Raw genomic sequence first — 13,100 nt, forward strand, 5'->3', positions numbered from 1 at the left:
GGCAAACGCCCCGCGTCTGTCTGCGCGTGGGCGTTTTTGTCGTTCGGGGGCGCCTCCGCCGAAGCCAGTGGTGACACTAGCCAAGAGAGGAGGCGACCATGGCGAAGCCCGACAAGGTGGCGGCCGTCGCCGAGATCGCGGAGAGCTTCCGCAGCAGCTCGGCCACCGTCGTTACCGAGTACACCGGCCTCTCCGTGACTCAGCTGTCCCAGCTGCGCCGCGCTCTCGGCACCAGTGCCAAGTACCGGGTCGCGAAGAACACCCTCGTCAAGCGTGCCGCTGAGGACGCCGGTCTCGAGGGCGTCGAGGACCTGTTCGTCGGCCCGACCGCGATCGCTTTTGTGCACGGCGAGGCAGTCGACGCCGCGAAGGCCCTTCGCGACTTCGCGAAGGAAAACAACGCGCTTGTCATCAAGGGCGGCTACATGGACGGCAAGTCGCTGTCCGTGGACGAGATCACCAAGATCGCCGATCTCGACAGCCGCGAGGTGCTGCTTTCCAAGGCGGCGGGCGCGTTCAAGGCGAAGCTTTCCCAGGCCGCGGCGCTGTTCCAGGCGCCGGCGTCCCAGGTGGCCCGCCTGGCTGCCGCGCTGGAGGAGAAGCAGCGCAACGCCACCGGTACCGAAGCAGCCGAAGCACCCGCCGAGAGCTGAACCACCCCACCCCCGAACGTCTCGTTCGTTTTTCTGAGAGGAAGCCATCATGGCGAAGCTGAGCACCGCCGAGCTGATCGACGCCTTCAAGGAGCTGACCCTTCTTGAGCTGTCCGAGTTCGTGAAGGAATTCGAAGAGGTCTTCGACGTCACCGCCGCCGCCCCGGCCGCCGTCGTGGCCGCCGCCCCGGGCGCCGCCGCCGGTGGCGCCGAGGCCGCTGCCGAGCAGGACGAGTTCGACGTCATCCTCGACTCGGCCGGCGACAAGAAGATCCAGGTCATCAAGGTCGTCCGCGAGGTCGTCTCCGGTCTGGGCCTGAAGGAGGCCAAGGAGCTGGTCGAGGCCGCTCCGAAGGCGCTCCTGGAGAAGGTCGACAAGGAGGCCGCCGACGCCGCCAAGGAGAAGCTCGAGGCCGCCGGCGCCAAGATCACCATCAAGTGATCCCGGGCGCGCAAGCGCCTGCAGCACCACCTCGAAAGGGGCGGACACCCGACACGGGCGTCCGCCCCTTTCGCTGTCCGAGGCAAAAAAGACGCACCGTCGCCGAACCGGACACCAAGGACCCTCGTTCAGGCGAACAAGCCGGGCTCCCGGCGACCTCGGCTCACCCCCTGTTTGCCGCGTTTCCGCCGGTTAACCCGTCAGGGTGAGCGACAAGCGGCCATCTGGCTCTGCGTCCGAACGTGACGTGCACTACCGTGCTGCCAGCGGTCGCCGTACTGGATCCCCGTCGCGTGAGGCGTGCACGGGGGCTGGCCAGAGAACAAAACTGGTGAGTAACCTGTTCGCGCTCAGCTCGTTGCACCTGGTTGAAGCGGAGTTCGCCGCGCGAGCTCCGCCGCTGCCAGCGGGTGACGGGGCGGCGGTGCGCGACGACGCGGAACAGCTCCTGGAGGTGCGATGGGTGCCGAGGTGGTCATCGAAGGTCTGACGAAGTCCTTCGGAAAGCAGACCATCTGGCGGGACGTGACGCTGACCCTGCCTCCCGGCGAGGTCTCGGCGATGCTCGGCCCGTCCGGAACCGGCAAGTCCGTGTTCCTGAAGTCGATGATCGGCCTGCTCAAGCCGGACCGCGGGCGCTGCGTCATCAACGGCGTCGACATCGTCACCTGCTCCGAGCACAAGCTGTACGAGATCCGGAAGCTCTTCGGCGTCCTGTTCCAGGACGGCGCGCTGTTCGGCTCGATGAACCTCTTCGACAACGTGGCCTTCCCGCTGCGCGAGCACACGAAGAAGTCCGAGACCGAGATCCGCCGGATCGTGCTCGAGAAGCTCGAGATCACCGGTCTCGCCGGCGCGGACAAGAAGCTCCCCGGCGAGATCTCCGGCGGGATGCGCAAGCGCGCCGGCCTCGCCCGCGCGCTCGTGCTCGACCCGGAGATCATCCTGGTCGACGAGCCGGACTCCGGTCTCGACCCGGTCCGCACGACCTACATCTCGCAGCTCTTCCTGGACGTCAACGCCCAGATCGACGCGACCTTCCTGATCGTGTCGCACAACATCAACCTCGCCCGCACGGTGCCGGACAACCTCGGCATGCTGTTCCGCAAGGAACTCGTCATGTTCGGTCCGCGCGAGGTGCTGCTGACCAGCGACGAGCCAGTGGTCGAGCAGTTCCTCAACGGCCGCAAGCTCGGCCCGATCGGCATGTCCGAGGAGAAGGACAGCGCCCAGATGGCCCGCGAGCAGGCCGAGGCCGCCGCCGGGCACGGCGACGTGCTCAACGAGGACGTGCGCGGCGTCGTGCCGCAGATGCAGGTCAGCCCGGGAGTTCCGGAGCGGGCCGGGGCGAAGCGGCGGATGGACCGCGTCATGCGGATCCTGCACACGCTCCCGCCGAGCGCGCAGGAGGGGATCATCGAATCCCTGACCCCGGAGCAGCAGCGGCACTACAACGTGCGGCCCAACCCCGGCGCCTTCCACCACCAGCGCGGCCCCGAGGAGACCCAGCAGCTGCCCCCGGTCAGCCCGCCGGGCCCGGTGCCCAACCAGCACCAGGGACAGCTTCCCGCCGACCAGGTCGCGCGCATTCCGGGCGCGGACCGCCGGTCGCCCCGGCACGGGCAGGGTGGCGCGTGACCACCAGCACGGCCAAGATCCCCGGCTACGGAATGCTGCGGGAGACCGGGAACCTGTTCGCGCTCGGCCTCGACATCGTCCGCGGCATCTTCCAGCGCCCGTTCCAGTTCCGCGAGTTCATCCAGCAGGCCTGGTTCGTCGCGAGCGTGACGATCCTGCCGACCGCGCTCGTCGCGATCCCGTTCGGCGCGGTCATCTCGCTGCAGTTCGGCGCGCTCGCCCGCCAGCTCGGCGCGCAGTCCTACACCGGCGCCGGTTCGGTGCTGGCGACCGTGCAGCAGGCCAGTCCGCTGGTCACCGCCCTGCTGGTGGCCGGCGCGGGCGGCAGCGCGGTCTGCGCGGACATCGGCGCGCGGACCATCCGCGAGGAGATCGACGCGATGGAGGTGCTGGGCGTCTCCGCGGTCCAGCGCCTGATCGTGCCCCGCACGCTCGCCATGATGCTCGTCGCGCTCCTGCTCAACGGCATGGTCAGCGTCATCGGCGTGCTCGGCGGCTACTTCTTCAACGTCGTGCTCCAGGGCGGCACCCCGGGCGCGTACCTGTCCAGCTTCTCCGCGCTCGCGCAGCTGCCCGACCTGTGGGTCGGCGAGATCAAGGCGCTGATCTTCGGCTTCATCGCCGCGGTCGTGGCGGCCTATCGCGGCCTGCACCCGAGCGGCGGCCCGAAGGGCGTCGGCGACGCGGTGAACCAGTCGGTGGTCATCACGTTCCTGCTGCTCTTCGTCGTGAACTTCGTGATCACGCTGATCTACCTGCAGCTCGTGCCCGGAAAGCTGGACTGACCATGACGTTCCTCGCGGGGGCGAAGCGGATCGCCAACCGGCCGCTGGAGACCCTGGACACCCTCGGCGACCAGATGTCGTTCTACGGCCGGGCTCTGCTGTGGACGCCGCGCACGCTGCGCCGCTACACCAAGGAAGTGCTGCGGCTGCTGGCCGAGGTGAGCTTCGGCTCCGGCTCGCTCGCGGTCATCGGCGGCACGGTCGGCGTGATGGTCGGCCTGACGCTGTTCACCGGTGTCCTCGTCGGCCTGCAGGGCTACTCGGCGCTGAACTCGATCGGCACCTCTGCCTTCACCGGCTTCCTCACCGCCTTCTTCAACACCCGCGAGATCGCGCCGCTGGTCGCCGGGCTGGCGCTGTCGGCGACGGTCGGCGCGGGCTTCACCGCGCAGCTCGGCGCGATGCGGATCTCCGAGGAGATCGACGCGCTCGAGGTGATGGGCGTGCCGAGCCTTCCGTACCTGGTGACCACGCGGATCATCGCCGGGTTCGTGGCCGTGATCCCGCTGTACGTGATCGGCCTGCTGAGCTCGTACCTCGCCTCGCGGCTGGTCGTTATCTATATCTACGGACAATCCGCGGGTACCTACGACCATTACTTCGACCTGTTCCTACCACCTCAAGACGTGCTCTATTCGTTCATCAAGGTGCTGATCTTCAGCGTTTTGATCATTCTTTCGCACTGCTACTTCGGGTACCGGGCCAGTGGCGGACCGGCCGGGGTGGGCGTGGCCGTCGGCCGCGCGGTGCGGCTTTCCATCGTCACGGTTTCGGTCGTGAACTTCTTCATCGGTTTCGCGATTTGGGGAACCGACGTCACGGTGAGGATTGCGGGATGACCACACTACGGCGCAGGTTGCTCGGCCTGCTGCTGGTGGCGGTGCTCGTCGGCGGGATCGCGCTCAGCATCGCGATGTACGACAAGGCGTTCAGCAAGTTCGTCACGGTGAAGCTCGACGCGGGCAGCATCGGCAACCAGCTGCTCAAGCAGTCGGACGTGAAGGTCCGCGGCCTGATCGTCGGTTCGGTGCAGGACATCAAGGCCACCGAGAACGGCGCGGAACTGACGCTGGCGATGGACCCGGAGTCGGTGAAGCTGATTCCGCAGAACGTGTCCGCGCGATTCCTTCCGAAGACGTTGTTCGGCGAACGCTACGTGTCGCTGGAGATTCCGAAGGACCCGTCGGCCAAGACGCTTTCCCAGGGCGACGTGATCACCCAGGACCGCACTTCGAGCGCGGTCGAGCTGGAGCAGGCGCTGGAGCACCTGATGCCGGTGCTGCAGGCGGTGCAGCCGCAGAAGCTGTCGAGCACGCTCACCGCGATCTCGACCGCGCTGCAGGGCCGCGGCAAACCGCTCGGCGAAACGCTTTCGCAGCTGGGCCAGTACATCGGCGACCTGAACCCGCACGAGCCGGAACTGCAGCACAACCTGCAGGCGCTCGCGGAGTTCTCCGGACACCTGAGCAACGCGACGCCGGATCTGGTGCAGAGCCTGGACAACTTGAGCACGACGACGCGCACCGTGGTCGCCGAGCAGGCGAACCTGTCGAGCCTCTACGGCAACCTCACCACCGCGTCGCAGGACCTGCAGTCGTTCCTGGAAGCCAACTCGCAGAACCTGATCAGCCTCGCCAGCACCGCGCGCCCGACCGCTGAACTGCTCGCCAAGTACTCGCCGGAATACCCGTGCGTGCTGAAGCAGATGGCGAAGGTCGTGCCGGTCGCGGACGCGGCGCTGGGCAAGTACAACGGCAAGCCGGGCCTGAACGCGACCATCGAGGTCGTCGTGAACCGCGGTCCGTACAAGCCGGGCGAGGAACCGCGGTTCGAGGACAAGCGCGGTCCGCGCTGCTACGACCTCAACCCCGCGCCGGACCCGTTCCCGCAGCAGCCGCCGGACGGCCCGTTCAAGGACGGCACCAAGCAGGGCGCGGCTCCGAAGACCGTCGGCGAGGGCCTGAACCCGGCCAACTTCAAGGCGGACGCGGCCGGGGCCAACGGCGGCGGCACCTCGGGCGGCAACCCGGTCAACACCGCGGCCGAGAACACCTTCCTCGCCGCTCTGGTCAGCCCGGAGATGGGGATTTCGCAGGACCAGTTCCCGGGCTGGGGCTCGCTGCTCGTCGGCCCGCTCTACCGGGGCACGGAGGTGACGGTCAAGTGAGGGGACTCGCCGCACCGCTGATCAAGCTGACGATCTTCGTGGTCGTCACGGTGCTGTTCACGACCGTGCTGGGCATCAGCATCGCGAACATCAACACCACCAGCACCAGCGCCTACTCCGCGCGGTTCACCGACGCCACGCTCCTGCTGCCGAACGACGACGTGCGCATCGCCGGCGTCCGCGTCGGCCAGGTCAAGGACGTGAAGATCGTCGACAAGCGCCAGGCGCAGGTGGACTTCGAGGTCGACTCCGGGCGCAAGCTCCCGGCGGGCGTCACCGCGCAGATCAAGTTCCGCAACCTGGTCGGCCAGCGCTACGTCTCGCTCGGCGAGGGCGACGACACCAGCGGCGCGACGCTCAAGCCGGGCGACACCATCCCGCTCGAGCGCACCACGCCCGCGCTGGACCTGACCGAGCTGTTCAACGGCTTCAAGCCGCTGTTCACCGCGTTGAACCCGAGCGACGTGAACAAGCTGTCCTACGAGGTCATCCAGGTCCTGCAGGGCGAGGGCGGCACGGTGGAAAGCCTGCTGTCGCACACCGCCTCGCTGGCCACCACGATCGCCAACAAGGACCAGGTGATCGGCCAGGTCATCGACAACCTCACCTCGGTGCTCGACACGGTCAACCAGCACACCCCGCAGCTCAACGACCTGATCGTGAAGCTGCAGCAGCTGGTCTCCGGCCTCGCCGCGGACCGCAAGCCGATCGGCGACGCGATCGAGGGCCTCGGCAACCTGGCCAACACGACCGCCGGTCTGCTGACCGACGCGCGGGCCCCGCTGAAGGACGACATCGCCGCGCTGGGCAAGCTCACCACGAACCTGAACCAGAACGAACCGCTCGTCGAGCACTTCATCCAGTTCATGCCGAAGAAGGTCAGCGCGCTCACCCGCACGGCCGACTACGGCTCGTGGTTCAACTTCTACTCCTGCGAGATGACCGGGACGGTCGGCGTGCCAGGCCTGCTGCCGCCGACGGACTTCACGCTCGCGCCGGTGAACCGGGACAGGTGCAAGCCATGAAGTCCTTCCAGAAACGCAACCCGATCCCGATCGCCCTGGTCGGCATCGCGGTGATGGCGCTCGGCCTCGTCGCCGCGATGAACTCCGAAGACCTGCCGGTGATCGGCGGCGGCACCACCTACAGCGCGGACTTCTCCGAAGCGGCCGGGCTGCAGAAGGACAACGACGTGCGGATCGCCGGCGTGAAGGTCGGCAAGGTGTCCGACATCAAGCTGGACGGCGCGAGCGTCAAGGTGTCGTTCAAGGTCAAGGACGCCTGGATGGGCGACAAGACCACGGCGGCAATCAAGATCAAGACGCTGCTGGGCCAGAAGTACCTCGCGCTCGACCCGCAGGGCAACGGCAACCTCGACCCCGGCTCGCCGATCCCGCGCGACCGGACGATGTCGCCGTATGACGTGCTCGACGCGTTCCGCGGCCTGTCGCAGACGGTCGACGCGATCGACACGAACCAGCTGTCGAAGAGCTTCGAGGCGATCACCCAGACGTTCTCGAACACCCCGCAGGACGTGAAGGGCGCGCTGTCCGGGCTGTCGAAGCTGTCGGACACGATCGCCAAGCGCGATTCGCAGCTGGCGAACCTGCTGGCCAACACGCGCCAGGTGTCGCAGACCCTGGTCGACCGCGACGCCGAGGTGCAGAAGCTGATCACCGACGGCAACCAGTTGCTCGACGAGATCGGCAAGCGCGAGCAGGCCATCAAGACCCTGCTCGACGGGTCGAAGCAGCTGTCGACGCAGCTGCAGGGCCTGATCGACGACAACGACGGCCAGCTCAACCCGGTGCTCACCCAGCTCGACCAGCTCACGTCGATGCTGCAGCGCAACCAGGACTCCCTGGCGCAGGGGATCCAGAAGTTCGCGCCGTTCATCCGGGTCTTCAACAACACGATCGGCACCGGACACTGGTTCGACAACTACATCTGCGGCCTGGTGCTTCCCTCGGTCGGCCCGCTCAATCCGGAGGGGTGCAACTCCCGATGACCGACACCCGCTTCGGCCAGTCGCTCACCCGCGGCTTCACGATCGCGATCGTGCTCGCGCTCGTGGTCGCGGGCGCGCTGTGGTGGACCCTCAAGGACGCCGGCCGCAACCACCTGACCGCGTACTTCGCCGGTGCCGTCGGCCTGTACGAGGGCAACAGCGTCCGGATGCTCGGCGTGGACATGGGCACGGTGACCAAGATCCAGCCGATGGGCAACCAGGTCCGGGTCGACCTCGAATACGACCGCTCGGTCGCGGTGCCCGCCGACGCCAAGGCGCTGATCGTGGCCCCGTCGCTGGTCAGCGACCGCTACATCCAGCTCGCCCCGGCCTACACCGGCGGCCCGCGGATCTCCGACGGCGCGACGATCGGCCTCGACCGCACCGAGGTGCCGCTGGAGGTCGACCAGCTCGCCGCCAGCCTCGCCAAGGTCAGCGAGACGCTCGGCCCGAACGGGGCCAACAAGAACGGCTCGCTCTCGGACCTGCTGAACACCGCGGCGAACAACCTCGACGGCAACGGCAAGGCGCTGCACGACACGATCACCAAGCTCGGGCAGGCGTCCGGCACGCTGGCCGGCAACAAGGACGACCTCTTCCAGACGGTGCAGAACCTCGGCAAGTTCTCCCAGTCGCTCGCCAACAGCGACGGCCAGGTGCGCCAGTTCGAGAGCCAGCTCGCCGACGTGAGCGGATTCCTCGCCGGGGAGAAGGACAACCTCGCCCAGACCGTCCAGCAGCTCGGCACCACGCTGCAGTCCGTGCAGGGCTTCATCGAACGCAACCGCGGCCGGTTGAAGTCCAATGTGGACAAACTGGCCAGCGTGACCAAGGTGCTGGTGGACCAGCGCAGCTCGCTCGCCGAGATCCTCGACGTCGCGCCGGTCGCGCTGTCCAACATCGTCGGCGTCTACAACGGCTCGTCCGGCACGCTCGACGCGCGGCCGAACCTCAACGAGCTGACCGCCCCGCCGCTGGTGATGGTCTGCCGGTTGCTCAAGCAGACCTCGGTGACCAAACAGCTGCTCGGCAACGCCTGCGACGGCATCGCCAAGGTGGTCGACGGCGTGGTGCCGCTCCCGTCCGCCGCGCAGGTGATCCAGGCGATGCAGAACGGCCAGCTGCCGCCGCTGCCGCTCCCGCTGCAGGGCCAGGTCTACGGGACGCAGGGGAGCTGACGTGAAGCGACTGACGAAGTTCGCCGCGGGCGGGGCGCTCGCCACGACGGCCGCGCTCGTGCTGAGCGGCTGCGCGTTCAACGGCGTCTACGACGTCCCGCTTCCCGGCGGGGCCGACCTCGGCAGCCATCCGTACACGGTGAAGATCCAGTTCAAGGACGTCCTCGACCTCGTCCCGCAGTCCGGGGTGAAGGTCAACGAGGTGCCGGTCGGGCAGGTCAAGTCGATCGGGCTGACGCCGGACGGCTGGCACGCCGAGGTGACCGTCGAGGTCAACGGCGACGTCAAGCTGCCCGCCAACGCGATGGCCAACGTGAAGCAGTCGAGCCTGCTCGGCGAGAAGTACGTGGAACTGGCCTCGCCGGGCGGAACCGAGGCGACCGGGGAACTGGCGAACGGGGCGACCATCCCGCTCGCGCGCACCGGCCGCGACGTCCAGGTCGAGGAGGTGCTCGGCGCGCTGTCCCTGCTGCTCAACGGCGGCGGCGTGGAGCAGCTCAACACGATCACCAAGGAACTCAACAACGCCACGGCCGGCCGCGAGCCGGACCTCAAGGCGCTGCTGGCGAACGCGAACGAGCTGGTCACGAACCTCGACAACCAGTCGGCCAACATCACCCGCGCGCTCGACGGCCTCAACCGGCTGTCCATGACGCTGCGGGACCAGAAGGACAAGCTGGTCGGCGCGGTCGACAACCTCGGGCCCGGGCTCGGCGTGCTGGAGCAGCAGCGCGGCCAGCTGGTGACCATGCTGAACGCGCTCAACAACCTCTCCGGCGTCGCGACCGACACGGTGAACAAGAGCAAGGCGGACCTGGTCGCCGACCTCAAGGCGCTCACGCCGACGCTGCAGAAGCTCGGCGAGGCGGGCAGCGACCTGCCGAAGGCGCTGGAGATCCTGCTGACCTACCCGTTCACCGACCAGGCCTACAACGACGTCAAGGGCGACTACTTCAACCTGTTCGCCAAGGTCGACCTGAACCTCAAGGACGTCATCGACAACCTCGGCCGCAGCAGGCAGAACGGGCTCAACGGGCTCCTCCCCGTGCCGGGGCTGACCGGCGGCGTCGAGGGCACGCCGGCGAACCAGCCGCCGCCGCTGTCGTTCCCGGGCAGCCAGCCCGCGCCGCAACAGCAGCAGGCCCCGACCTCGACCGGCGGCCAGGGCGGCGGGCAGCCGTCGCAGGGCGGGTTGTCCGGCCTGTTCGGGGTGCTTTCCGGAGGTGCTGGCTGATGTTGCTGCGCAGGACGAAAATCCAGCTGGTGGTCTTCGCGATCATCTCGGTCGTGGCCATCGTGTACGCGCTGATCCGGTTCGCCGGCCTCGGCACGGTGTTCGGCAGCAGCGGGTACACGGTCAAGCTGCAGCTCAACGAGTCCGGCGGGATCTTCACCAACGCCGAGGTCACCTACCGCGGCTTCAACGTCGGGCGCGTCGGGCAGCTGCGGCTGACCCAGACCGGGCTCGAGGCCGACCTGAACATCGACCCGTCGGCCCCGCGCGTGCCCGCGGACCTCGACGCGGTCGTCGCCAACCGGTCCGCGGTCGGCGAGCAGTACGTCGACCTGCGGCCGAAGAACGACCAGGGCCCGTACCTGGCGAGCGGTTCGGTGATCCCGGCCGCGCGCACGACCACCCCGGTCAGCACCGACCGGCTGCTCGGCGACCTCGATTCGCTGTCGGCCTCGGTGCCGACCGACGCGCTGCGGAAGGTCGTCGACGAGTCCTACGACGCGTTCCGCGGCACCGGCGGCGACCTGCAGAAGCTGATGGACACCGCGCGCAGCTTCACCACCACCGCCCAGCAGTACCTGCCGCAGACCGTGCAACTGCTGCAGGCCGGCGGGAAGGTGCTGGACACGCAGAACGACGAGGCGTCGAACTTCGCGTCCTTCTCCAAGAGCCTCAACCAGCTCAGCGGGACGCTCAAGAACTCCGACGGCGACCTGCGCAAGCTGATCGGCGTCACCCCGCAGGTGGCGACCCAGATCAGCCAGGTGCTCAAGGAGACCGGGCCCGGCCTCGGCGCGCTGACCGCGAACCTGCTGACCACGGCCAACCTGACCGTGACCCGGCTGGACGGCCTCGAACAGGGCCTGGTGACCTATCCGGCGCTGGCGGCCGCCGCGCCGTCGGTGGCCCCCGGCGACGGGACCGCGCACCTCGGCCTGGTGCTGAACCTGTTCAACCCGCCGTCGTGCACGAAGGGCTACCTGCCCTACAGCCAGTACCGGCCGGGTTCGGACACCTCGGTCCGGCCCGCGGACGACAAGGTCTACTGCGCCGAGCCGAAGGGCAGCCCGATCAACGTCCGGGGTTCCCAGAACGCGCCGTACAACGGCGTGCCGGTGCAGCCGTCGCAGCAGGACATCGCGGCCAACCAGAACCGGCCCGCGCAGGAGCTGCAGGAGATGCGCGACGCTCAGGTGCCGGGCGTCGTCGGCAGCCCCGGGGTGTCCCTGAACAGCATGGGCTCGCTGCTGGGACTCGGCTGACCGGGATTTGATGACTGTTACCTACCCTGGAGTGTTATGAGTGCCGAACACGCGGTCGCCGAGGACGAGGCGACCGCTGATACGCCCGAACCGGCAACGGAGGGGGCGGCGAAGGAAAAGTGGGCGCTTCCCGGATCGCCGCGCGTCTGGCTGTTCGGGTCCGGGGCGTTCGCGCTCGCCGCGCTGGTGGTGGCGATCGTGTTCGGGATCATGTGGCTGGTCGCGGAGACGGACGGCGACCGGGACCTCGCCGCGGCGCGCGACGACGTCCTCAAGGACGGCACCGCCGCGGTGCTGGCCTACACCCAGGTCGACTACCAGAACCTGGACGCGTACTTCCAGAAGCAGAAGGACGTCTCCAGCGACGACATGGCCAAGCAGATCACGCAGGCCCAGCCGAACTACTCGAAGGCGCTGACCGACCAGAAGGTCAAGGTCACCACCACGATCCAGGACATCGCGGTCGAGGAGCTCAACGACCACGACGGCAAGGCCAGCTTCCTGGCCGCGATCAGCACGGACACCTCGGCGGGCGGCAAGCAGGCCACCAAGGCACTGCGCCTCGAGGTCCAGATGACCCGGGTCGGCAGCGACTGGAAGCTGTCCGGGATCGACCAAGTGCCGCTCGTCGCCGCCGGCCAGTAGCTTCACCCGCAGATCGGAGTTCCGCAGTGCCCCCCTCCCGTCGCCAGCCACCGCGCAGCAGCACGCCACCGGCCCGCCGGCCGAAGGTCGCCGGGCTGCGCAAGCCGTCGGACCCGGCGGCGCCGGCGGCCTCGCCCAAGCCGCGCCCCCGGCCGCGGCCGCTCCCCGACGCGGATCCGGCCGAGGTGACCCAGGAGCTGCGGATTCCCCGCGGCGGACTGGCGCGTCCGGCGGAGCCGGAGCAGATCGAGCCCGAGACCGAGGTCGCGGAGACCTCCGTCGAGGAAGAGGCCGAACCCGAAGTTTCCGGGGTCGCCGAGGAGGCCCCGGCCGACGAGGTCGACGCGCTCACCGGCGAGACCGTCGAGGACGAGAAACCGGCCCGGCCGAGCCCGCGGCGCAAGAAGCGGGACACCGGTTCGGAGAAGCCCTCGGACGTCGAGGAAGCCGAAACCAAGGCTCGGACGACGGACGCCGAGGCCGGGGCCGCCGCGGTCCCGGCGCAGCGGTCGGTGGTCAGCCGCAACACCGTCCGGGTCGCGCTGCTGCTGGTGGTCGGGCTCGCGCTGGTCGCCGCGGCGGTCATCTTCCAGGTCAAGGGCTCGGACGCGGCCGATTCGACGAGCAACCGCGCGGTGCTCGACGTGGCGAAGACCGCGCAGGTCAAAGACCAGGTCTCGAAGGCGATCGAGACGCTGTTCTCCTACGACTTCAACAACATCAAGAAGACCGAGGACGCGGCCAACCAGCTGCTCGCGACCGACCAGGTCAAGGCGAGTTACAACGCGCTGATGGGCCAGGTCAAGAAGCTGGCTCCGCAGCAGAAGGTGGTCGTGACCTGCAAGGTCACCCGCAGCGCGGTGATCCGGCTGAACGGCGACCTGGCCCGGGTGATGCTGTTCATCGACCAGACGTCGACGCGCGCGGACACCAAGCAGACCGCCGCCGGCACGGCGCAGATGCACGTGGACGCCCAGCTGCAGGGCAACACCTGGAAGATCACCGACATGGACACCTACAAGGCCGCTGGGCCGGCCGCGGGCGCTCCCGCTCCGTCGGCGCCCGCCTCGGCTCCGCCGTCGAAGTAA

The 13,100-nt window shown here is 68.5% G+C and carries 13 protein-coding genes; all 13 read left to right on the forward strand.

The window, feature by feature from the left end; all coding sequences use genetic code 11:
• Positions 1–98 precede the first annotated feature (98 nt).
• Complete coding sequence (rplJ, locus tag CU254_RS01750; RefSeq protein WP_009072214.1) at positions 99–653, forward strand: 50S ribosomal protein L10; 555 nt, start codon at positions 99–101, stop codon at positions 651–653.
• Between the two features lie 49 nt (positions 654–702).
• A complete protein-coding gene (gene rplL, locus CU254_RS01755) occupies positions 703–1,095 on the forward strand; it encodes a 50S ribosomal protein L7/L12 (RefSeq protein ID WP_009072216.1) in 393 nt (130 codons plus the stop codon).
• A gap of 459 nt (positions 1,096–1,554) precedes the next feature.
• Complete coding sequence (locus CU254_RS01760) at positions 1,555–2,733, forward strand: ABC transporter ATP-binding protein (protein ID WP_009072220.1); 1,179 nt, start codon at positions 1,555–1,557, stop codon at positions 2,731–2,733.
• 32 nt (positions 2,734–2,765) lie between these two features.
• Positions 2,766–3,518, forward strand: coding sequence for an ABC transporter permease (locus tag CU254_RS01765; protein WP_050788377.1), 753 nt, complete (start codon positions 2,766–2,768; stop codon positions 3,516–3,518).
• 2 nt (positions 3,519–3,520) lie between these two features.
• Complete coding sequence (locus CU254_RS01770) at positions 3,521–4,357, forward strand: ABC transporter permease (protein WP_009072224.1); 837 nt, start codon at positions 3,521–3,523, stop codon at positions 4,355–4,357.
• Positions 4,354–5,685, forward strand: coding sequence for an MCE family protein (locus CU254_RS01775; protein WP_009072226.1), 1,332 nt, complete (start codon positions 4,354–4,356; stop codon positions 5,683–5,685). Before CU254_RS01770 ends, CU254_RS01775 begins: the two co-directional genes overlap by 4 nt.
• Positions 5,682–6,710: an MCE family protein gene (locus tag CU254_RS01780; RefSeq protein ID WP_009072228.1), complete on the forward strand. Its 1,029-nt coding sequence runs from the start codon at positions 5,682–5,684 to the stop codon at positions 6,708–6,710. The genes CU254_RS01775 and CU254_RS01780 overlap by 4 nt, the downstream gene beginning before the upstream one ends.
• Entirely contained in the window at positions 6,707–7,693 is a 987-nt protein-coding gene (locus CU254_RS01785) for an MCE family protein (RefSeq protein WP_037712254.1), read from the forward strand. Before CU254_RS01780 ends, CU254_RS01785 begins: the two co-directional genes overlap by 4 nt.
• Positions 7,690–8,871, forward strand: a complete 1,182-nt coding sequence (locus CU254_RS01790; RefSeq protein ID WP_037712255.1) for an MCE family protein — start codon at positions 7,690–7,692, stop codon at positions 8,869–8,871. Before CU254_RS01785 ends, CU254_RS01790 begins: the two co-directional genes overlap by 4 nt.
• 10 nt (positions 8,872–8,881) lie before the next feature.
• A complete protein-coding gene (locus CU254_RS01795; protein WP_009072234.1) occupies positions 8,882–10,105 on the forward strand; it encodes an MCE family protein in 1,224 nt (407 codons plus the stop codon).
• Positions 10,105–11,367, forward strand: coding sequence for an MCE family protein (locus CU254_RS01800; protein WP_009072236.1), 1,263 nt, complete (start codon positions 10,105–10,107; stop codon positions 11,365–11,367). The genes CU254_RS01795 and CU254_RS01800 overlap by 1 nt, the downstream gene beginning before the upstream one ends.
• Before the next feature lie 36 nt (positions 11,368–11,403).
• Complete coding sequence (locus CU254_RS01805) at positions 11,404–12,012, forward strand: hypothetical protein (protein ID WP_009072238.1); 609 nt, start codon at positions 11,404–11,406, stop codon at positions 12,010–12,012.
• Positions 12,013–12,038: 26 nt separating this feature from the next.
• Positions 12,039–13,100 carry a hypothetical protein gene (locus tag CU254_RS01810; protein ID WP_199785751.1) on the forward strand — a complete coding sequence of 354 codons (1,062 nt, stop codon included), beginning with the start codon at positions 12,039–12,041 and terminating at the stop codon, positions 13,098–13,100.

This window comes from Amycolatopsis sp. AA4 (assembly GCF_002796545.1).
Classification (GTDB): domain Bacteria; phylum Actinomycetota; class Actinomycetes; order Mycobacteriales; family Pseudonocardiaceae; genus Amycolatopsis.

Bases quoted from the DNA above. Each gene is read 5' to 3' on its own strand.
- CU254_RS01760 (WP_009072220.1), top strand. From the start codon at position 1,555: ATGGGTGCCGAGGTGGTCATCGAAGGTCTGACGAAGTCCTTCGGAAAG.
- CU254_RS01800 (WP_009072236.1), top strand. From the start codon at position 10,105: ATGTTGCTGCGCAGGACGAAAATCCAGCTGGTGGTCTTCGCGATCATC.
- rplL (WP_009072216.1), top strand. From the start codon at position 703: ATGGCGAAGCTGAGCACCGCCGAGCTGATCGACGCCTTCAAGGAGCTG.
- CU254_RS01770 (WP_009072224.1), top strand. From the start codon at position 3,521: ATGACGTTCCTCGCGGGGGCGAAGCGGATCGCCAACCGGCCGCTGGAG.
- rplJ (WP_009072214.1), top strand. From the start codon at position 99: ATGGCGAAGCCCGACAAGGTGGCGGCCGTCGCCGAGATCGCGGAGAGC.
- CU254_RS01765 (WP_050788377.1), top strand. From the start codon at position 2,766: ATGCTGCGGGAGACCGGGAACCTGTTCGCGCTCGGCCTCGACATCGTC.
- CU254_RS01805 (WP_009072238.1), top strand. From the start codon at position 11,404: ATGAGTGCCGAACACGCGGTCGCCGAGGACGAGGCGACCGCTGATACG.
- CU254_RS01785 (WP_037712254.1), top strand. From the start codon at position 6,707: ATGAAGTCCTTCCAGAAACGCAACCCGATCCCGATCGCCCTGGTCGGC.
- CU254_RS01775 (WP_009072226.1), top strand. From the start codon at position 4,354: ATGACCACACTACGGCGCAGGTTGCTCGGCCTGCTGCTGGTGGCGGTG.
- CU254_RS01790 (WP_037712255.1), top strand. From the start codon at position 7,690: ATGACCGACACCCGCTTCGGCCAGTCGCTCACCCGCGGCTTCACGATC.